The following is a 19,775-nucleotide window of genomic DNA, read 5'->3' as shown; positions in this document are numbered from 1 at the left end:
TATCCATAGTTTGGGGCGCGGGCGCAAGGGGCCTCCGCCCCCGAAGGAACGGCATGCGCATCTCGGAACTGAGCGAACGCTCTGGAGTCTCCGTACCGACCATCAAGTACTACGTGCGGGAGGGGCTCCTGCACCGCGGCGAGCTCACCAGCCCCAACCAGGCCCGTTACGACGAGAGCCACCTGGACCGGCTCCGCCTGATCGGCGCGCTCACGGAGGTCGGCGGGCTCTCCGTCGCCGCCACCCGGGACCTCCTCCAGGTGATCGACGGCGACCAGCGCCCCGAACTCGGCGACCTCATGGGCCTCACCCTGAAGAGGGTCGACGGCGGTCCCGGGGACGGCGGCGACGTGAGCGAGGAGGACCTGGCCGCCGCGGACGCCCTGGCCGAACGGCACGGCTGGCACGTCCACCCGGGCTCCGCCCTGCGCGAGGAGCTGGCCCGGGTGATGGCAGCCCTGGAGGGCTCCGGCTTCGAGCTCACCCCGGAGTGGCTCGACGGCTACGCCGACGCCGCCGGACAGACCGCCCGGCTGGACCACGACTACGTGGAGGGCGTCACCAACCTGGACGGTGTCCTGAGGACCGTGGTGGTCGGCACCGTGCTGGGGGAACGGCTCCTGGCCTCCCTGCGCCGCCTCGCCCAGGCGAGCGAGGCCCGCCGCCGCCACGGGGGCTGAGCCGGAACCCGCACCGCCCCGCGTCCTCCGGGCCCGTCCCGGCCATCGCACCGGGCCCGGGACCGGTCGTCCTCAGAGGCGCAGTTCGAAGCACATCCGGTCCACGCCGGGGCCGTCGTGGTCGGTGTGCGGTCCGGTCACGGTGAAGCCGAGCGACCGGTGGAAGGCGATCGAGCGGTCGTTGGTCGGTGCGGTGACCGCCCGCACCACCGAACGGCCCTCCGCCCGGGCCGCCCCGGCGAACCTCCGGTACATCCGTCGGCCCAGCCCGCTACCCCGGTGGTCCGGGGACACCGCGGTGAAGTGCACGTAGGCCTCCTCGGGCCGGGCGGGCGAGGGGAAACCCACCAGGAAACCGGCCAGCGCGCCCTCGGCCTCCGCGGTGAGGCTGGTGGTGTGGAAGTGGTCGAGGAACAGCCTCGGGAGGATGTGCGCGACCGGTTTGCCCCACCAGTCGTCACAGACCGCGAGGATCCGCCCGTGGTCCTGCGGCACCGCCGCCCTGATCCGCACGCCGTCCGCGTCCGGTTTCTCCTCCATAACGCCACCCTCAGCTCACGCGCCCCTCGGGGTACTCCCCGAAGCGCTCCTCGAAGGGCCGCCGTACCTCCCCGTCGCGGTCGAGCACCGCGAACACGACCCTGGCGAACACCCCCTCGAACTCCCCCCGGAGAGGTCCGGCAAACACCTCGGCCACCTCCGACGGACGGTTGCCGAAGACGCCGCAGCCCCACGCCCCAGGACCAACCGCTCGGTGCCGTGGTGGGCGGCGACGGCCAGCACCGCGCGAGCTCGCCGGTCGAGCGCCCCCGGCACCCGGGAGGACAGTTCGGGCTGGTCGCGTTCGATCATCCGCCGGTTGGGCGCAGCCGCGGTGAGGAAGTCGACGGCCACCGTCTCGGCCAGCCACCCGGCGCGGTCGTCCCGGTACACCGGGACACTCGGCGACCAGATCACCCGGTCCGTGTAGAGCAGCCCCCGCTCCGCCCGGTGGTACTCGTAGTACTCCGGGCACCGGGTCAGGGAGCGTACAGCGCGCTGGACCGGGCCAGGCTCTCCTCCTGGGCCTGCGCCCCGTTGAGTACGCCACCGCCGGGTTTGCGGGCCGAGGCGAAGTTCAGCGCCGCCACCCGGAGCGGCTCCGGCCCCTCCCCGCCAACCGCCGGACCGCCTCCAGGGTGCTCTCACCGGTGACCTCGAACCGGGTGTGGTGCCCGCCCTCCGGAACGACCGCCCCGGCCGTATCCTCCGGCAGGTGGAGCCGCGTCCCCGTGCGCATCACCGCCAACAGACCGGTCAGGTCCACATCCCGGCCGCCCACACGGTAGCTCCCACGTTCACAGGCCTCCCTGGTCCGGTTCCACACCTCACGCAACCGCTGCGACACACCGGCCTCCTCCCGTAGGGGCACGAAGCTATCGCTCCGCCCCGCCGCCCCAGGGGGTTTACCGCCGCGGAGGGCCCGGGGCAGCCGAAAACCCCTGGAACCGACAGCTCCCGGTCCGCACCATGGAATCCATGAACGACAAGGAACTCCACCGCGCGTCCAGATTCCTCGCCCTGGTCCTGCGGCACGACCCCGCCCGGGCCGGGCTGACACTCGACCCCCAGGGCTGGACCGGGACCGACGCCCTCGTCTCCGGATGCCGCCGCGCCGGTCTGCGCCTCACCCCCGAAGGGCTGCGGGAGATCGTGGAGACCAACGACAGGAAACGCTTCGCGCTCAGCCCGGACGGCCTGCGGATCCGCGCCCAGCAGGGGCACTCGGTCCGCGTCGATCTCCGACTGGAGCCGACAGCACCGCCCACCCGCCTCTTCCACGGCACCGTGGGCCGCTTCCTGCCCGCGATCCACCGTGAGGGACTACGCCCGATGAACCGGCACCACATGCACCTGTCCCCGGCCCCGGAGACCGCGCGCAGGGTCGGCGCACGCAGGGGCACACCGGTCGTGGTCACCGTCGACTCCGCGCGCATGCACGCCGAGGGCCACGAGTTCCGCCTCACCGGGAACGGGGTCTGGCTGGCCGACGCCGTCCCGCCCGAGTACCTGGTCGGCTGAACAACCGCCCTCAGACGGGTTTGACCGCCTGGAAGATGGCCGTGCCGGGAACCATCCTGCCGCGCACCGGCCCCCAGCCGCCCCACACCTGGTCGTTGTCCTGCGGCCACTCCGGCTCGACCATGTCCTGCGGGACCAGGCCGGCCGCGACGATCCCGCGCAGCCAGTCACCAACGGTGTGGTGGTGCTCGACGTAGACCGCCCGGCCCGCGCCGTCCTCCTCCACGTAGGCCCGGCGGTCGAAGTAGGACTGGTTGACCGTCATCCCCTGCTCGGTGGGGTCGTCGGGGAAACACCACCGGATCGGGTGGGTCACCGAGAACACGAACCGCCCTCCGGGCCTGAGCACGCGCCCCGCCTCGGCGAGGGCGGACTCGGCCGCGGGCACGAACGGGAACGCCCCGAAGGCGGAGAAGACCACGTCGAAGGAGTCGTCGGCGAACGGCATCCGCTGGGCGTCGGCCTGGACCACGGGCAACCGGTGCCCGGTCTGCTCGTCGATCCGCCCGGAGTGCTGGAGCTGCCGCCGGGCCAGGTCGAACCCGACCACCTCGCGCACCCCCCGGGAGCGCAACCACCGGCCGCACTGGCCCGCGCCGCAGCCGACCTCCAGGACCCTCTTCCCGCTCACGTCGCCGAGCAGCCCCGCCTCGGCCTCGTCCACCCCCTCGGGGGACCAGACGAAACCCGCGTCGCGGAGGAAGTCCCCGTGTTCGGCCTGGTAGGCGTCGGCGGCACCGTCCCACCAGAGCCGCCCGGCCCGGGCGCTCTCCGCGCCCCCCACCGCGCGCCGTTCCACCTGTCCGGGCTCCGGGTAGTCCACCTCGTCGTACACGATGCTCCTAGGTCCGGGGCGGGTTCAGGCCCGGGTCCGCCCGGGCCCCTCCTCCGCCGGTGCGGGGCCCTCCTCGGGCCCCTCCCCAGTGTCCCCGTTCCCGTGGGCCGCTCCGGCCCCCGGCTCGCCGCCGCTCCGGCGGTCCCCGCCCTCCGCTCCGGCTTCGCCGCCCGCCGCGCCACTGCGCGCGTCGCGCAGTTCACGGCGGATGAGGACGACCCATCCCACGACGGCGACGACGGCGAACACCCACCACTGCACGGCGTAGGAGGCGCTCATGCCGGTGTCCTCCTCCTGGAGGGCGACCCGCTCCGGCGCCGGGTCGGGCACGGGGTCCTGCCCGGTGAGCTCCACGTAGCCGCCGTAGATCGGGTAGGGCAGCTCCTCCGCCAGCATGTCCACGTCGACGAACATGATCTGGCCCTCGGGCATGCCCTCGCGGTTGTGCAGCCCGGTGTTCTCCTCGGTCTCGCCGAACTGGAGGCGCCCGGTCACCTCGACGGTGCCCTCGGGCAGGGGCGGGGCGTCCGGGGTGTCCTTCGCGTTCTCCCCGCGCTCGATCCACCCCCGGTTGACCAGGAGACCGGTACCGTCCTCGGTGACCAGCGGGGTCAGGACGTGGAAGCCCACACCCCGGGAGCCGTCCCGGTTGCGCAGCAGCACCTCGTGCTCGGGGTCCCAGGTTCCGGTGGCCTCGACCGTGCGCCAGCGGTCGGCCGGGTCGACGTCGCCGCCCACGGAGGCGAGTTCGCCGACGGGGACGGGGTCGGCCGCGACGTTGTCCCGCTGGAGGTCGACCGCCGCGCTGCGCATCTCGGCCCGGTCCAGTTGCCAGAACCCCAGCCAGACGAAGGCCGGCACGAGAACCACGACCATCGCGTGGAAGGCCGTCATGCGTGAGGAGAACAGGACTTTGAGCACGTCTTCGAGGTTATGAGACGCTCCCGGCCGACCCGCACCGCCCCCGTCTCCGGAGCCTCGCCCGCCGCTCCCGCCAGCGGCCCCACCCCGCCCGAGCGGAGGGCCTCCCCGGACACGCGGGCGGGGCCGCCGGTCCTGCCGGCGGCCCCGTGTGGCATACGTCCTGCTCTGCGGGCCTACTCCTCGTCAGCGACGGCCGCGGCGGCCTTGCGCTTACGGGCGAAGTACAGACCGGCACCGCCGGCGCCCACCGCGGCCACGGCCGCGGCGACCAGGCCGCTCAGCGCGCCACCGGTCACGGCGAGCTCCTCGCCGGCCTGCTCCTCGGGTGCGGGCTTCTCGTCGCCCTTGTCGGAGCCGTCCTCGTCCTTCTCGTTACCGGGGTCCTTCGGCTCCTCGGTCTCGCCCGGCTCCCCGGGGTCCTTCGGCTCCTCGGTCTCGCCCGGCTCCTCGGGGTCCTTCGGCTCCTCGGTCTCGCCCGGCTCCTCGGGCTCCTCCTCGTCGGAGATCTGCTCGACGCAGGCGGCCTCGGCGATGCCGAGCACCGCCACGGCGTTGCCGCAGATCTCGACGGCCGCGTCGACCGGGACCACGACCTGGTTGCCGCTGGCCACACCGCCCGAACCGTCGGTGGCGGGGGCGGCCTCGTTGTCCGGGGAGGCGTGGATGATGTTGATGATCGTGTTGCACTGAGCGCTGGAGGCGCCCAGGACGGCCACGGAGTTGCCGCAGATGTCGATGGCGGCGTCGACCGGAAGGACGATCTGGTTGCCGCTGGCCACACCGCCGGAACCGTCGGTGTAGGTACTGGGGGCGTCGTCGGCCTCCTCCTCCAGGTCCTCGACGACCTCGACGCAGTCGGCCTTGGAGATCCCGGCCACGGCCACGGAGTTGCCGCAGATGTCGATGGCGGCGTCGACCGGGACGACGATCTGGTTGCCGCTGGCCACACCGCCGGAACCGTCGGTGGAGGCGCCCTGGCCGCTGCTCTCGTAGAGGACCTCGGACACCTGGGTGCACTTGGCCTGGGAGATCCCGAGCACGGCCAGTGAGTTACCGCACAGGTCGGCCTCGACGTCGACGGGGACGAGGACCTGGTTGCCGCTGGCCACACCGCCGGAGCCGTCGGTCTCGGCGTCGGCGAACGCGGCGCTGAACGGCGCGAGCACCAGCCCCGCGGTCAGTGCGGTGGCGAAGGAGTAACGGAACGTGTTTCGCATGGTGCGGCTTGGACCTTTCACGAAGACTGCCAGGGGATGCGCTGAGCGGGGCGCGCCTGCCGTGTGCCCGAGCCCGGCGCCGTGGATGCGGCGACCCGGGTCGCACGAGGGGCGGGCCCGTCCTCGAAGTCGTCGGGACGGCGGTGTGGCCCGCGTGCACAGGCAGAGATGGCGGTTCGGTTCTTTCGGAGTTCTTTCCGACTGGAACCGCCAACAGACCGAAACGCTAGCAGCCATACAGGGCGCGCAGGCCTTTTCTTGAAATGTTTCCCCAAGCCCTGGACACCCTATGCTTTTGCATAATTACACAGAGGCATAGTGGCTGTTCAAAGGGCTTTACTTAACAACTTTAAGCATTCAGATGACAACTCAAAGTAACGGAGTGGGTCGAAAAAAATCCATCCGAGCATCCACAGAAGAAAACTAAAAGACTTCGTAGATTCGTTTTCCTGCCTCCTCGGAGCGCCTAATACCTTATGCAACGAATGCCGCTAACACCCTTTTTGCCAGAGAAGGAGTTGTCTGCACCACCGAAGACGCGAACCGACACCCCAGCGAACGCCCCACCACCCCCCGGCCCCTCCGGCAGTTGACCGGGAACGACGCGCCGAAATCAGAGGGAAGAACAAAACCGCTGGTCAGAACCGTTTACCCTGGCTCCGGCGAGCCATCTCCCGACCAAGGGCCCGCCAACACCGGACAAGCGATCCCACAGACACCCTCCGTGGACCACGCGCAACGGAGGGCGAAAGAACGATGACGGGCCGGGGCCTGCCGAAGGCCTCTGTCCGGTCACGACGGCCAACCGGGATCAGCGGGGACGCGTCCTACCGGACGGACAGGCCCCTGATTCCCCCTCACTGGAGCGTGTATGAACCCGGAAGACCCACGCCCGCGTACCCACAGGATCCTCGCGGCCGGTGCCGCGACCCTCGCACTGGCACTCGTTGCCGCCTGTTCCTCGACGGACGACCAGGAGCAGCTGGACGAGGGGGCCGTAACACCGGAGGAGGGGACTGCCGAGCCCCAGGCCTCCTCCGAGCCCGCTTCCGAACCCTTCAGCGTCGCCTTCGGCGGGGACGTGATGTTCGAGGGGCTGCTCCGGTCCCGCCTGAACGACCCGGCGACCGCGCTCGGCCCCGTCTCCGAGCAGCTCTCCGCCGCCGACCTCGCCATGGTCAACCTGGAGACCGCGGTCACCGAGGGCGGTACGCCCATCCCCGGCAAGGACTTCGTCTTCCGCGCACCCCCCAGTGCGCTGGAGGCCCTGGACGCCGCGGGCGTCGACGTGGCCACCATCGCCAACAACCACGGCATGGACTACAGCGAATCGGGGCTGATCGACACCCTCGACAACGGGGAGGAATCCCCCGTCACGCTCGTGGGCGCGGGCCGGGACGCGGACGAGGCCTACGCGCCGCACGTCGCCGAGGTCAACGGACAGAGCATCGCCATGTTCGGCGCCACCGACGTGCTCGACGACCACCTCATCTCCGCCTGGACCGCCGACGACGGCAAGCCCGGGCTCGCCTCCACCAAGTCCGAGTCCAAGGACCGGATGCTCCAGGCGGTCTCCGAGGCCGCAGCCGAGCACGACAACGTCGTGGTCTTCCTGCACTGGGGGCTGGAGGGCTCGCACTGCCCGCTCCCGCACGCCCCCCAGCTGGCGGACGACCTCATCGAGGCGGGCGCCAGCGCCGTGGTCGGCGGTCACGCCCACGTGCTCTCCCCCGGAGGGTTCCAGGGTGACGCCTACGTGCACTACGGGCTCAGCAACTTCGTCTTCTACAACTTCAGCGGCCCGACCGCGGAGACCGGCGTCCTCACCCTGACCTTCGATCAGGGGAGCGTCCTGGAGTCCGACTGGGCCCCCGCCCAGATCCAGGGCGGCGTCCCGATCCCCTACGAGGGGGACGCGGCCGACCGGGCCCAGCAGAACTGGGTGGACATGCGCCAGGAGTGCGGGCTGCCGCTCAGCGACTCCCCGGCCTAGACCGTGGGCGGGGCCGGTACACCGGGGGCCGGTGCGTGCACCGGCCCCGGCCCCCGGGCCTCAGGGCCTCAGGGCCTCAGTGCGCTGACACCCCGTGCCGAGCGGCCACCTCGTCGATCTCCGCCAACAGCTCCCGACGCCGGGCCGCGCCGAGGTAGGAGGCGTGCACCCCGTTGCGGGCCAACCGCACCAGCCCCTCGGCCCCCACCAACCCGTGGGCGACCCCGTACTCACCGCTCAGGTCGCTGCCGAACATGGTGGGGTCGTCGCTGTTGAGGGTGACCAGCAGGCCGGCGTCGAGCATGGCGGGAAGCGGGTGCTCACCGATCCGCCGCACCGCACGCGTGCAGATGTTGGACGTGGGGCTGACATCCACCGGCAGCTGTGCCGCCACCAGCCGCTCGACCAGCTCGGGGTCCTTCATCACGTCGATGCCGTGCCCGATCCGCTCGGCCCCCAGCAGGTCCAGGGCCTCACGGATCCGTTCCGGTCCGCCGTGCTCACCCGCGTGCGGAAGGCTGGCCAGCCCGGCCGCCCGGGCCCGGCCGAACACGTCGGCGTACTGGCCCAGCGGGGTCTCCACACCGCCGACCCCGAACCCGACCACACTCGGCGGTCCGTCCCGGAGCACGGCCTCGACCGTCCTCTCGGCCGCCTCCACCCCGAAGTCGGCGGGGAAGTCGGGGATCCACCTCAGCCGGATGCCGTGCTCGCGTTCGGCGTCCAACCGGGCGCGCTCGATCCCGTCGAACACCACTTTCGACGGTACGCCGCGCATCAGGTGGGCGTAGAGGCTCACGTGGACCTCCGCGTAGCGCACGTTCTGCGCGGCCAGCCGTTCGGCGACGACCGAGGTCAGCAGCGCGAAGTCGGCCTCCTCCCGCAGAGTGCGCACCGACGCCAGGTAGACCTCGACGAAGTGCGGGAAGTCGGTGAAGGCGTACCAGTCCCTGAGTTCCTCCAGGGTGTCGGGGACGCCCTCCACCCGATGCCGTCCGGCCAGCTCGAAGAGGGTCTCGGCCGGCATGGAGCCCTCAAGGTGAACGTGTAGTTCCACCTTGGGCAGGTCCTGGACGAGCGACCTGACGAAAGTGGGGGAAATCTGATCCATAGAGCCAACATAAGAGCGTGGTGGGACCGGGGACCACCGCCGTACCTTCATGGACATGAGCTTCCAGAGGAACAACCCTCAGCCAGACGGTCCCCACGCCCCCCGCCCCAGCGGCTCCCAGATCACCGGGGCCCGGATCCAGCTCTACGCCCAGAACCACCCCGCGGGCTTCGCGCTCCGCGGTGCTGCCCTGGCCGCGGTGGCCACCACCGCCCTCGCCATCGTCGCCGCCGCCCCGTCCCTGACCGATCCGACCAACATTCCGGGTTGGACCCTGGTCGGGGTCCTCGTCGCGGCGTTCGTCGGCGCCCTCCTCGTCGCCGTGCCCATGTACTTCCACGGGAGGAACCTGCCCGAGGTGGAGGAGTCAGACCCCGTCCGGTACGCCTCGGCCAGGCTCCAGGCGGCCAGCGGACGGCTCGGACCGGACCCGGACATCAACCACCTGGCCCGCCGGCTGTCCGACAGGCTCGTGTACAACAGCAACCCCAACTACTACATGGGCGGGCTGTTCGTCGTCATGGTGTTCGCCGCCCTGCTCCCCCTGGCCGACGTCATCGGCCCCGGGTTCGATGCTCAGCACCTGTTCCAGCTCGCACCCGCCACCGTGTTCCTCATGGTCTTCGTCTTCGTCTACTCCTACGCCAGGGGGCAGCACACACGATTCAAGGCCTTCCGCGAGGCCTACGACGCCTCCGCCTCCTGAGCGTTCGGAGAGCACCGGCTCTCCGAACGCCCGGGGACCGGAACCTCACTCCGACGGCAGCCCGCCGTTGACCCTCCGGGGCACGGCAAGCGGGTTGCCGTCCCGCAGTTCCGGGGGCAGCAGCGGCTGCGGCACCGACTGGTAGGTGACCGGCCGCAGGAATCGGCGGATCGCGGTACTGCCCACCGAGGTGTGCGAAGGCGCGGTCGTCGCCGGGTAGGGGCCGCCGTGGGTCATCGCGTGGGTGACCGCCACCCCGGTCGGCCAACCGTTCCAGACCACCCTCCCCGCCACCGAGGCGCCCAGGGCCAGGAGCGCCGGAGCCACCGGGTCGTCCTCCTCACCGTGCACGGTGACGGTGAGCTGACCGCGCAGAACCCCGCCCACCTCCAGCAGACGCCGTTCGTCGGGGTAGGTCACCACGAGTGTGGCGGGGCCGAAGCACTCCGCGAGCAGGTCCTCGGAGTGTTCCAGCAGGGAGTCCAGGTCGGTACGGAGCAGGCTCGGCGACCGGCCCTGTCCGGTCTCCTCCCCGCTGACCAGCACCTCCGTGGCGGGGTGTGCGGCCAGCGCGTCCAGACCCCGCGCGAACCCCTCGGCCACCCGGTCGTTGAGCAGCGGAGCCGCGGCCCGGGCCGCCAGGTCGTCGACCAGTGCGTCCAGCTTGGCGCCCTCGGGGACGAACACCACCCCGGGTTTGGTGCAGAACTGGCCCGACCCCATCGTGGCCGACCCCGCGTAACCCTCGAGGATCCCCTCGCCCCGGGCCCCCATCGCCGCACGGGTCACGAAGACCGGGTTGACGCTGCCGAGCTCTCCGTAGAACGGGATGGGCTCCGGGCGCGAGACGGCGAGGTCGTACAGGGCCCGCCCGCCGGGGATGGAACCGGTGAAGCCGACCGCACGCGTGAGCGGGTGCGTCACCGCGCGCCGCCCCGCCTCGAACCCGCTGACCAGAGCGAACACCCCCTCGGGCGCCTCCGAATCCGCCAGCGCCGCGATGACCAGGTCGGCGGTGCGCCGGGCCAGTTCGGGGTGGCCCGGGTGGGCCTTGACCACGACCGGACAGCCGGCGGCCAGGGCGGAGGCGCTGTCGCCTCCGGCGGTGGAGAAGGCGAAGGGGAAGTTACTGGCCCCGAAGACCACCACCGGGCCGAGCGGTACCAGCAGGCGCCGCACGTCCGGCCGGGGGGTGCCCCAGTCCGGGTCGGCCGGGTCGATCATCGCCTCCAGGTACTCGCCCTCCTCCAGTACGTCCGCGAACAGGCGGAGCTGGAAGGTGGTCCGGCCGAGCTCGCTCCGGCAGCGTGCCTCCGGGTAGTGGGCCTCGGCCATGGCGACGGGGACGAGTTCGTCGACCGCACCGTCCAGGGCGTCGGCGACGGCCCGCAGCGCGCGGGCGCGTTCGGCGGCGGGCAGGGCCGCGTAGAGCGGTGCGGCGTCGGCCGCGCGCCGCAGTACGGCGTCGAGCTCTTCGGGTGTGGTCTCGGGGGCTTCGGTGTTCACGCCAACCTCCTGGAGGGGTACGTGCGCTGCGTTGGGCACGGCCCCACAATGCCACGCCCTCCCGCCTGCAACACGAACCGGAATGCGACATTCCGACTACCGACAGCGACAACAGAGGGCGTGGAGGACAAAAGAGGCCACTCCGTTCCGCTTCCCTCACTCCCGCTTCCACCTCGAAGAACGTCGGCCGGTCCCGTCAAGGGCGGCCTCTCCCGGGGTTCTTTGGCACGAAACTGGAATTTCCCCGGAACCAGGTGATTCCGGAAAGGCATCATAGGTTGTGTGACGACTAATTCCCGAAGCTCAACGCCCCCGCGCGCACGGCGGTCCCCCGGTGCGGCCGACGGGACCACCGCGTCGCGTGAGAGCCGCGGACCCGCAAGCGTCGCCAACGACGAACTCGCGTTCGCACAGGCCCCTCTGCGCAGGCTCCCGGCCCAGCAACGCAGCATGGTCCGGGTCCAGCGAATGCTCGACTGCTGCGCCGACCTGCTCGACGAGGTCGGCTACGACAACCTCTCCACCACCCGGATCGCCGAACGCGCCGGGGTGGCCATCGGCTCCGTCTACCAGTTCTTCCCGGACAAGAAGGCGATCACCCAGGCCCTCGGGCTGCGTTTCCTGGACCAGTTCAGCGCCCGTGTCACCGACCGCCTGGCCGACACCTCGTTCACCCACTGGACCGTCGCCGTCGACACCATCATCGACGAGTACATCGACATGCACCGCAACGTGCCGGGTTTTCGCAGCCTGCACTTCGGTGACATAGTCGACCCCCGGCTGCTCAGCGGCGGCAGTGACAACAACCGGGTCATATCCGTACGGTTGCGCAGGATCATCGTCTCCGTCACCGGCATCAACGACGACGACGAACTCGACCGCGCCATCCACGTGGCCGTCGAGGCGGCGGACGCCGTGCTCAAGCTCGCGTTCCGCGACAGTCCCGACGGCGACCCCGCCCTGGTGTACGAGGCCAAGCGCCTCGTCAGCAGCTACCTGTCCCACTTCTCCGAACGCACTGGAGGTGACCTCCCGTGGTAGCCGACGCCCCGCCCCTGTCCGGTCCCGTCACCGGGACCGCCGCAGGCGTGCCCTTCCTCGCCCTGCCCCCGGCGGTACCCACCGAGTCCCCGGCACCGCTCGTCGTGGGCCTGCACGCCTTCGAGCCGCCGCGCAGCGAGTCGGCTCTGGCCGGAGCCGTGCCCATGGCCTCCCTCCCGGCCTGGCGGGTCTACCTCGGCCTCCCCCTGTTCGGAGCGCGCCTGCCAGAGGGCGGCGTCGCCGAGATCAACCAGCGCGGGGCCCGCGACTACCTCGTCGAACTCTTCGGACCCGTGGTGGAGGAGGCCGCGGCCGAGCTGCGCCGGGTCACCGAGGAGCTGCGTTCGGCCTTCCCCGTCTCCGACGCCCCGGTCGGTCTGGTCGGGGTGGGCGCCGGGGCCACCGCCGCGCTGCTGGCCCTGGCCGAGGACCGGATCCCCGTGGGCGCCGCCGCGGCCATCAACCCCATCGTCGACCCCTCGCTGCTGGTGGCCGCACGCGAACGCCGCACGGGCACTCCGTACCGCTGGAGCACCCGGGCCCAGCAGACCCGGGGCTGGCTGGACCTCTCCGGAAGGGCCGCCGAGATCTCCCGAAACGCGACCCCGCTGCTCGTCGTCAACGGCGGCCGGGACGAGGTGGTCCCGCCCGCACACGGCTCGGCCTTCCACGACACCCTGGCCGCACAGGGCTCGGGGAATGCGCTCCGTCACATCGTGGTCCCCGACCTGGCGCACGCGATCGGCCCCGAGCCCGGCCTCGAACCGGGCCCGCTCACCCCGGCCGGGGTCCTCACCGACCGGGCCCTGACCGAGTGGTTCCACCAGCACCTGGCCCCTTCCGCGCAGGTACGAGCGGCCACCGGCGCCTAGCCGGGCCCGTGCCCCGGCCCGGTGGGACCGGGTGGGGCGCGCAGAAGACCGGGGTTCACCCGGTCCACCCCTCGGGCTTCCCCCGCGGCCGCTTCCCGGACTCCGCCGCGACAGCCGGTACACGTTCCATGGGATCATCCAGGGGCGACCGCGCCGCGGTCCCATCTGACCCGTTTCGACTCATCCACCAGGAGGGCGAACCACGTGACGGAACCGGCACCGGTCCTTGCCAGCGGGGTCGACAACGAGCGGCTGAACGCGCAACTGCGCTTCCTCCTCGAAGCGGACAAACTCAAGCGCGTCCTGCGGCAGAACCTGCTGGTGGACGGCTCCCGGAGGGAGAACTCCGCGGAGCACTCCTGGCACCTGGCCCTGTCCGCCCGCACCTTCGCCGAGTACGCACCCGAGGGCACCGACATCGACCGCGTCACCGAGATGCTGGTGATCCACGACATCGTGGAGATCGACGCGGGCGACACCTTCCTCTTCGACCAGGTGGACGCCGAGACGCAGGACGAACGCGAACGCGAACGCGCCGCCGCCGACCGCCTCTTCCCCCTGCTCCCCGAGGACCAGGCCGCGCACGCCCGTGAGCTGTGGAACGAGTTCGAGGCCCGCCGCACCCCGGAGGCCCGGTTCGCCCGCGCGGTCGACCGGTTGGCCCCCATCCTGGCCAACTGGCACAACGAGGGCGGTGCCTGGGTACGTTTCGGGGTGACCCGGGCCCAGGTCACCGAGAAGGTGAAGCTGATCGCCGAGGGCTCCGAAGCCCTGGGGGCCTACGCCGGCGCCCTGATCGACGACGCCGACCGGCGCGGCTACTTCCGCGGTGCCTGAGCTTGCCCCGGGTCAGATCCGGCCCGCGACCAGCTGGACGGCGGCGGACAGCCCCACGAGCACCACGCACACGCGCAGCGCGGCCGGGCTGAGCTTCCGGCCGAACCGGGCGCCCAGGTAACCGCCGATGACGGTGCCGACCGCGATCAGCCCCACCACGGGCCACGCGGGCGCGGCGAGCACGATGTAGAAGGCCGCCGCGGTGGTGTTGGCGATGGTGGTCATCACGTTCTTCAGCGCGTTGATCCGCTGGAGGTCGTCGTCCAGCGCGGTACCCAGGAAACTCAGCAGGATGATGCCCTGCGCGGCCGCGAAGTAGCCGCCGTAGGTACCGGTCGCGTAGGCGCCCACCGGCAGCCAGGGGCCGCCGTCGGGGCTGGCGGGTTTACGGGAGCGGACCCACGTGGTGATGCGGGGCTGGAGGATGATCAGCACGCAGGCGGCACCGATCATGAACGGCACCACGGCCTCGAACACGCCGGAGGGCAGGTGGACCAGCAGCAGCGCTCCGGTCACCGCTCCGAGGAAGGACATCGAGCCGAGCCGGAGGACCCGGGACTTCTGCCCGGCGAGCTCACGCCGGTAGGCGATGGTGCCGCTGAGCGTACCGGGGGCCAGGCCGATGGTGTTGGAGACCGTTGCGGTGATCGGCGGATAGCCGAGCGCGAGCAGTACCGGGAAGGTGAAGAGCGTCCCGGACCCGGCGATGGCGTTGATCCCGCCGGCGGCCACACCGGCGAGCAGAATGACCAGGGCCTCCCAGAGTTCCATCGCGCCGCTTCCCGATATCCGTCGCTCCCCGACCGTCGAGGGCCAGCACAGCCTACGAGACCGGGTCATCGGATCATCAGGCCGGGGCTCGTACCGGCACGGGCCCCGGGCGACGAACGCCCGGGGCCCGACGGTGGTCCTCCGGTCAGGTCGGGATCTTCACGACCTCGTTCTGGATCCGCTCGAAGGCGCTGCTGACGCCCTGGAGCGCCTGCCCCATCTCGGCGGGCACGATCCACACCTTGTTGGCGTCGCCCTTGGCGATCTCCGGCAGCTTCTGCAGGTACTGGTAGGCCAGCACGTCCGGGTCGACCCGGCTCGTGTGCAGGGCCTTGAAGACCATGTGGATGGCGTCGGCCTCACCGCGGGCCCGCAGGGTCTGCGCGTCCGCGTCGGCCTTTGCGGTGAGCATCTGCGCCTCGGCGCTACCCTTCGCCCTCAGCACGGAAGAGGAGCGCTCACCCTCGGCCCGCAGGACGGCGGCCTGCTTCTCACCCTCGGCGCTGAGCAGTTGGGCGCGCTTCTCCCGATCCGCCCGCATCTGCATCTCCATCGCCTCCTGCACGGAGGACGGCGGCTCGATGCCCTTGAGCTCGATCCGGCTGATCTCGATGCCCCAGTCGCGGGTGGCCTCGTCCAGGACGGACTTGAGTTCGCGGTTGATCTGGTCGCGGGAGGTGAGCGTCCCCTCCAGGTTCATGCCACCGATGACGTTGCGCAGGGTGGCGAGGGTGAGCTGCTCGACCGCCTGGATGAAGTTGGCGACCTCGTAGGTGGCCCGGTAGGCGTCGACCACACGGATGTACACCGCCGAGTCGACCTCGACCGCCAGGTTGTCCTCGGTGATGGCCGACTGGGGCGGGAAGCTGACCACCTGGACGCGGCGGTCGATCCGTTCCCGGACCTGGTCGACACCGGGGACCACGATGTTGAAACCGGAGCTGAGCGTCCGGTGGAACTTACCGAAACGCTCGACCACGTCCTCCATCGAGTGCGGCACGATACGCACACTGCGCCAGAAGATGATCAACAGGACGGCGACGAACAGTACGACGATGATGATCGGGGCCATGGGTTACCGGACCCCCCCGGTATCGGACCGGGTAACGGTGTTCAGCAGCGGCATCTGAGGCGGCTCCGGATCTCCTGACGGGGGTGACAGGCAGCGTGGGGGGGCGGACCGCGCCCCACGGCTTCGCTCCAGGCGATGATCACAAAGCGCGCCGAAACAGAGCGATCCGCTCACTGAACGTTGACGCTACCCCATACCTATCCGGGTCGACCACATCCGGACGGAAATAGGATTAACGGACAATATATTGCCGCTATAAAAACAATCCCTATACGGCCCTGGCGGTCCACCGCTCCCCGTCACGCTCCACCTTCAGCGGCAGACCGAAGGTCTCACTGAGGTGGTCGGCGGTCATCACCTCGTCCAGCGGGCCGGCCTGCACGATCGCGCCGTCCCGCACCAGCAGGCCGTGCGTGAAGCCCGGCGGGATCTCCTCGACGTGGTGGGAGACCACGACCAGCGCGGGCGCGGACTCGCTGCCGGCCAGTTTGCCCAGCCGGCGCAGCAGGTCCTCGCGGCCGCCCAGGTCGAGCCCGGCCGCGGGCTCGTCCAGGAGCAGCAGTTCCGGGTCGGACATCAGCGCGCGGGCGATCAGCACCCTCTTGCGCTCACCCTCGGACAGGGTGTGGAAGTACCGTTCGGCGAGGTCGCCGACGCCCCAGTGCCCCAGCAGCGCCCTGCCCCGCCCGTAGTCGGGGACCCCGTACTCCTCCCGGAAACGCCCCAGGTAGCCGTAGGCGGCGCTGAGGACCAGATCCAGGACCGGGGTGTCCTCCTCGATCCGGCCGGACACGGAGGCCCCCGCGTAGCCGATCAGCGGCCGCAGCTCGAACACGTCCACGCCCCCGAGGTGCTCCCCCAGGATCTCCGCCCTGCCCGAGGTGGGGTGGAGCTGGCTGGAGGCCACGTTCAGCAGGGTCGTCTTGCCCGCACCGTTGGGGCCGAGGATGACCCAGCGCTCGCCCTCCAGCACGGACCAGTCCACTCCGTCGAGCAGGTTCTCCCCGCCGCGTCGTACCGTGACCCCGTTCAGGCCCAGAACACGCCCGTCCATCATCCTCCTTCTCGTCACGTCCCACGCCGGTGCACGGGCCGCCCTACCCTGAAGTAATGCATTTGACGTCCGCACCGCTCGTCGCCTGGGGCAACGCCTGGCTGTCCGGCTACGTCGGGTTGGACGACGCCGTCGACGCCGTCGAACGCCGGAGCGGCCCCAACCTGATCGGGACAGTACCGCCAGGAGACCTGCCGTTCGACGGCGGCGTACCGCTGCGCACCGCGTTGGTACACCTTCGCGGCCTGGGGTTGTCCGTGTTCCGGTTGGCGCTGCCCGCCTGGGGTGACCCGTTCGGGCTGGTGGGCCCGGCCGAACTCAACCAGGCCGCCATCGAGGCTCAGGAGGGGGTGCTGGTGCAGCTCGCCGAACGGCAGGTGGGCCTGGTGCCCTCCGCCGACCGGCGTGGTTCATCCTACGTGGGCGTTTCGTGGGCCCCGTATCCGGCGAACGACACCGTCCCCCAGATCCCCGACCTCCCCGAGGCGGAACGGCGGCTGAAGCTCACCCTGGTCGAGGTCGCCGAACAGCTCCAGGGCGTGAACGACGTGGCCGGGTTCGCCCCGACCGTGCACAGGGCCCTCGGCGACCCGGGGGTTCCGGCTCTGGCCCACGGCTACCCCCCGCGCGCCCACAGGGTGGCGGCACAGGCCGAGAGGCTGGCGAGGATGGTGGAGCTCGCCGAGCCCGGCTCCGGCCGGGGGCTCACCGCCCACCAGGCACGGCTGCGGCAGGAGGCCCTGCGCACGCTGGACGCGGCTGTGCGCCGGGCCCGGGTGGCCGCGCACGCGGCCATAGAGCTTCCCCGCTGAAAGTGGGACCCTGGTGGCGGTGCCGGGAATTCTCGGGGTGAAGCCAGGGGATTCACCTGATCCGCGACAGCACCGGTCGCACCGATACTGGGGTGAGAGGCCGTTCGTGGCCGACCCACAGAGGAGGAGAGCCGTCATCATGCAACCCGAGCACATCCGAGCTTCGGACGCGGACCGGGACCAGGTTGCCGAACGGCTCCGGGACGCCCTGGCGGAAGGCCGCCTCAGCCCGGTCGAACACGAGGAGCGGCTGGACACCCTGTACAGGGCCAAGACCATCGGTGAGCTCGGCCCGATCATCTCCGATCTGCCCGGAAACACCCCTGCGCACCGCGGCGGCCCCGACAACGGCATGGAGGTCCTCGGTAGCGAGGCCCGTGACCTGGCCGGCCAGAGCAAGGGTTCGGAGAACCTCGTGGCCGTCTTCGGCGGATGTGAACGCCGCGGCCGATGGCTGGTCGAACCCCGCACCAACGTGTCGGTCCTGTGCGGAGGGGTCGAACTGGACCTTCGCGAGGCGGTGCTGAGCCAGCACGAGGTGACCATCCAGCTCGCCGTGATCCTGGGCGGGGTGGACATCACCGTGCCCCACGGGGTCCGGGTGATCAACAACACGTCGGCGATTCTCGGTGGTGCGGACCTCCACGGAACGGACCAGGTCACAGACCCGAACGCCCCCGTCGTGCATCTGACCGGGACGTGCATGCTGGGCGGGGTGGACGTGAAGGCCAAGAAGGCGAAGAAGAAGCGCAAGAAGTGAACGTCTTTCTGTCCACATAGTGAACTAGCTGCGAAAACCTCCGCCCCTGCCAGTCACTCCCGTCCCATGGCCGAGTACCGTGGACAACGCCATGAGTGATGAATCCACGTTGTTGGTAACGGTGACCGGGCGCGACCGCCCTGGCATCAGCGCACGCCTTCTGAGCACCCTCTCCGTCTTCCCCGTCACCATCGTCGACCTGGAGCAGGTCGTGTTGGGCGGGCGGCTGGTCCTGGGTTCCGTCCTGGAGGTCGACGAGCGGGTAGCCCCGGGGGTGAGTCGCCAGCGGGTCTTCGAGGAGGTCCGCGCCGCCCTGGACAAGACCGCGATCGACCTCGATATGGAGGTCGAGTACGGCGTCGGCAACGGACGGGTGAACGAGACCTCCGCGGAGAGGCTGCACGTGACCGTCCTGGCCGCCCCGCTCCGCCCCGGCGCCCTGGGCGCCATCACCTCCTGTGTGGCCCGCTCGGGCGCCAACATCGACCGGATCGAACGGCTTTCCGGTTACCCGGTGACGTCCGTGGAGATGGAGATCTCCGGAGGCAACCCGGACCAGCTCCGTGCCGAACTGGCCATGGAGTCCGCCACCCAGGGCGTGGACGTGGCCGTCCAGTCCAGCGGCCTGCACCGCCGAGGCAAGCACCTCATCGTCATGGACGTCGACTCGACCCTGATCCAGGGCGAAGTCATCGAGCTGCTCGCCGCACACGCGGGCTGCGAACAGGAGGTCGCCAAGGTCACCGAGGAGGCCATGCGGGGCGAGCTGGACTTCGAGGAGTCGCTCCGCCGCCGCGTCTCCCTCCTCAAGGGCCTGGACGTGTCCGCCATCGACCTGGTCCGGGACGAGATCGAACTGACCCCGGGCGCCCGAACACTGGTCCGCACCCTGAAGCGCCTGGGCTACGAGTGCGGAATCGTCAGCGGCGGCTTCACCCAGATCACCGACGTCCTCGTGGAGCGCCTGGACCTGGACTACTCGGCGGCCAACACCCTCGAAATCATCGACGGCAAACTCACCGGCGAACTGGTGGGCCCCATCATCGACCGCAAGGGCAAAGCCACCACCCTCCAGCGTTTCGCGGAGGAGGCCGGCGTCCCCCTGGCCCAGACCGTCGCCATCGGCGACGGCGCCAACGACCTCGACATGCTCCAGACCGCCGGCCTGGGCGTGGCCTTCAACGCCAAACCCGTGGTCCGCCAACAGGCCGACACCTCGGTCAACGTGCCGTACCTGGACACGATCGCCTTCATCCTCGGCATCACCCGCGAGGAAATCGAAGCCGCCGACCTCCACGCCTGAACCCCCTGCCCAAGGGGTTTGGGCCCCGCCCTCCGCCGTAGCAAGCGGCACAGCACAGACCCCCCTTCACCACTGGGGTTCGGACGTGCGCTTTCAGGTGACAGCCCTCCAGGGGGTTGCCGCGCTCGTCAGGCCCCCGTGCCCCAGGGGGTTCAGGCCCCCACCACCCGCTGTTTGAAGCCGCACCCGGGCGGGTCCCTGCACCCCCACCCCACCCCCA

General features: G+C 70.8%; 19 protein-coding genes and 1 pseudogene. 10 read left to right on the top strand and 10 right to left on the bottom strand.

The features are described from left to right. The first annotated feature begins 53 nt into the window (after nt 1-53). Complete coding sequence (locus IE195_RS20100) at nt 54-680, top strand: MerR family transcriptional regulator (RefSeq protein ID WP_191273839.1); 627 nt, start codon at nt 54-56, stop codon at nt 678-680. A 72-nt stretch (nt 681-752) separates the two neighbouring features. Here the strand turns inward: IE195_RS20100 and IE195_RS20095 are convergent, their stop codons facing one another. Then, nucleotides 753-1,220, bottom strand: coding sequence for a GNAT family N-acetyltransferase (locus tag IE195_RS20095; RefSeq protein ID WP_191273837.1), 468 nt, complete (start codon nt 1,218-1,220; stop codon nt 753-755). Nucleotides 1,221-1,230: 10 nt separating this feature from the next. Continuing rightward, nucleotides 1,231-2,067 (bottom strand): annotated as a pseudogene (locus IE195_RS26725) (TIGR02452 family protein). A gap of 131 nt (nt 2,068-2,198) precedes the next feature. Here IE195_RS26725 and IE195_RS20085 point away from each other — a divergent pair. Then, nucleotides 2,199-2,741, top strand: coding sequence for an RNA 2'-phosphotransferase (locus IE195_RS20085; RefSeq protein ID WP_191273835.1), 543 nt, complete (start codon nt 2,199-2,201; stop codon nt 2,739-2,741). A 10-nt stretch (nt 2,742-2,751) separates the two neighbouring features. Here the strand turns inward: IE195_RS20085 and IE195_RS20080 are convergent, their stop codons facing one another. The 3 genes from IE195_RS20080 to IE195_RS20070 all read right to left on the bottom strand — a co-directional run bounded on the left by IE195_RS20080 (nt 2,752) and on the right by IE195_RS20070 (nt 5,717). Then, the gene (locus tag IE195_RS20080; protein WP_191273833.1) at nt 2,752-3,576 is read right to left on the bottom strand and encodes a class I SAM-dependent methyltransferase; all 825 of its coding nucleotides are present in this window, start codon (nt 3,574-3,576) and stop codon (nt 2,752-2,754) included. 24 nt (nt 3,577-3,600) lie between these two features. After that, entirely contained in the window at nt 3,601-4,497 is an 897-nt protein-coding gene (locus tag IE195_RS20075; RefSeq protein ID WP_191273831.1) for an SURF1 family cytochrome oxidase biogenesis protein, read from the bottom strand. Nucleotides 4,498-4,673: 176 nt separating this feature from the next. Then, complete coding sequence (locus tag IE195_RS20070) at nt 4,674-5,717, bottom strand: chaplin (RefSeq protein WP_191273829.1); 1,044 nt, start codon at nt 5,715-5,717, stop codon at nt 4,674-4,676. 871 nt (nt 5,718-6,588) lie between these two features. Here IE195_RS20070 and IE195_RS20065 point away from each other — a divergent pair. Continuing rightward, entirely contained in the window at nt 6,589-7,710 is a 1,122-nt protein-coding gene (locus IE195_RS20065; RefSeq protein WP_191273827.1) for a CapA family protein, read from the top strand. A 76-nt stretch (nt 7,711-7,786) separates the two neighbouring features. Here IE195_RS20065 and add read toward each other — a convergent pair whose 3' ends face one another. After that, entirely contained in the window at nt 7,787-8,821 is a 1,035-nt protein-coding gene (gene add / locus IE195_RS20060) for an adenosine deaminase (RefSeq protein ID WP_191273825.1), read from the bottom strand. A 55-nt stretch (nt 8,822-8,876) separates the two neighbouring features. On the opposite strand from add, the gene IE195_RS20055 reads away from it, so the two are divergent. Then, nucleotides 8,877-9,527, top strand: coding sequence for a hypothetical protein (locus IE195_RS20055; protein ID WP_191273823.1), 651 nt, complete (start codon nt 8,877-8,879; stop codon nt 9,525-9,527). A gap of 45 nt (nt 9,528-9,572) precedes the next feature. Here IE195_RS20055 and IE195_RS20050 read toward each other — a convergent pair whose 3' ends face one another. Then, nucleotides 9,573-11,033: an aldehyde dehydrogenase (NADP(+)) gene (locus tag IE195_RS20050; protein ID WP_191273821.1), complete on the bottom strand. Its 1,461-nt coding sequence runs from the start codon at nt 11,031-11,033 to the stop codon at nt 9,573-9,575. Between the two features lie 450 nt (nt 11,034-11,483). Between IE195_RS20050 and IE195_RS20045 the strand changes: the two genes are divergently transcribed. The 3 genes from IE195_RS20045 (at nt 11,484) to IE195_RS20035 (ending at nt 13,783) form a co-directional block, all read left to right on the top strand. Beyond that, complete coding sequence (locus IE195_RS20045; protein WP_191274631.1) at nt 11,484-12,074, top strand: TetR/AcrR family transcriptional regulator; 591 nt, start codon at nt 11,484-11,486, stop codon at nt 12,072-12,074. Then, the gene (locus IE195_RS20040) at nt 12,068-12,946 is read left to right on the top strand and encodes an alpha/beta hydrolase family protein (protein ID WP_191273818.1); all 879 of its coding nucleotides are present in this window, start codon (nt 12,068-12,070) and stop codon (nt 12,944-12,946) included. Before IE195_RS20045 ends, IE195_RS20040 begins: the two co-directional genes overlap by 7 nt. Before the next feature lie 204 nt (nt 12,947-13,150). Beyond that, nucleotides 13,151-13,783 (top strand): HD domain-containing protein, encoded by a 633-nt coding sequence (locus IE195_RS20035; RefSeq protein WP_191273817.1) that lies wholly within the window; start codon nt 13,151-13,153, stop codon nt 13,781-13,783. 12 nt (nt 13,784-13,795) lie between these two features. Here the strand turns inward: IE195_RS20035 and IE195_RS20030 are convergent, their stop codons facing one another. From IE195_RS20030 to IE195_RS20020, 3 genes are all read right to left on the bottom strand, one after another. After that, nucleotides 13,796-14,554: a sulfite exporter TauE/SafE family protein gene (locus IE195_RS20030; protein ID WP_191273815.1), complete on the bottom strand. Its 759-nt coding sequence runs from the start codon at nt 14,552-14,554 to the stop codon at nt 13,796-13,798. A gap of 145 nt (nt 14,555-14,699) precedes the next feature. Beyond that, entirely contained in the window at nt 14,700-15,626 is a 927-nt protein-coding gene (locus tag IE195_RS20025) for an SPFH domain-containing protein (protein WP_191273813.1), read from the bottom strand. 268 nt (nt 15,627-15,894) lie between these two features. After that, nucleotides 15,895-16,680 carry an ABC transporter ATP-binding protein gene (locus tag IE195_RS20020; RefSeq protein WP_191273811.1) on the bottom strand — a complete coding sequence of 262 codons (786 nt, stop codon included), beginning with the start codon at nt 16,678-16,680 and terminating at the stop codon, nt 15,895-15,897. 56 nt (nt 16,681-16,736) lie between these two features. Here IE195_RS20020 and IE195_RS20015 point away from each other — a divergent pair, with 56 nt between their 5' ends. The 3 genes from IE195_RS20015 to serB all read left to right on the top strand — a co-directional run bounded on the left by IE195_RS20015 (nt 16,737) and on the right by serB (nt 19,555). Beyond that, nucleotides 16,737-17,492: an Rv1486c family protein gene (locus IE195_RS20015; protein WP_191273809.1), complete on the top strand. Its 756-nt coding sequence runs from the start codon at nt 16,737-16,739 to the stop codon at nt 17,490-17,492. Nucleotides 17,493-17,631: 139 nt separating this feature from the next. Then, nucleotides 17,632-18,252, top strand: coding sequence for a DUF1707 SHOCT-like domain-containing protein (locus IE195_RS20010; protein WP_191273806.1), 621 nt, complete (start codon nt 17,632-17,634; stop codon nt 18,250-18,252). A 91-nt stretch (nt 18,253-18,343) separates the two neighbouring features. Then, nucleotides 18,344-19,555, top strand: coding sequence for a phosphoserine phosphatase SerB (serB, locus tag IE195_RS20005; RefSeq protein WP_191273804.1), 1,212 nt, complete (start codon nt 18,344-18,346; stop codon nt 19,553-19,555). The last annotated feature ends 220 nt before the right edge of the window (nt 19,556-19,775 follow it).

The organism is Nocardiopsis terrae (genome assembly GCF_014651695.1).
Taxonomy (GTDB): domain Bacteria; phylum Actinomycetota; class Actinomycetes; order Streptosporangiales; family Streptosporangiaceae; genus Nocardiopsis; species Nocardiopsis terrae.
The sequence above is the reverse complement of the archived record's forward strand: the minus strand, read 5'-3'. Positions and strand labels throughout refer to the sequence as shown.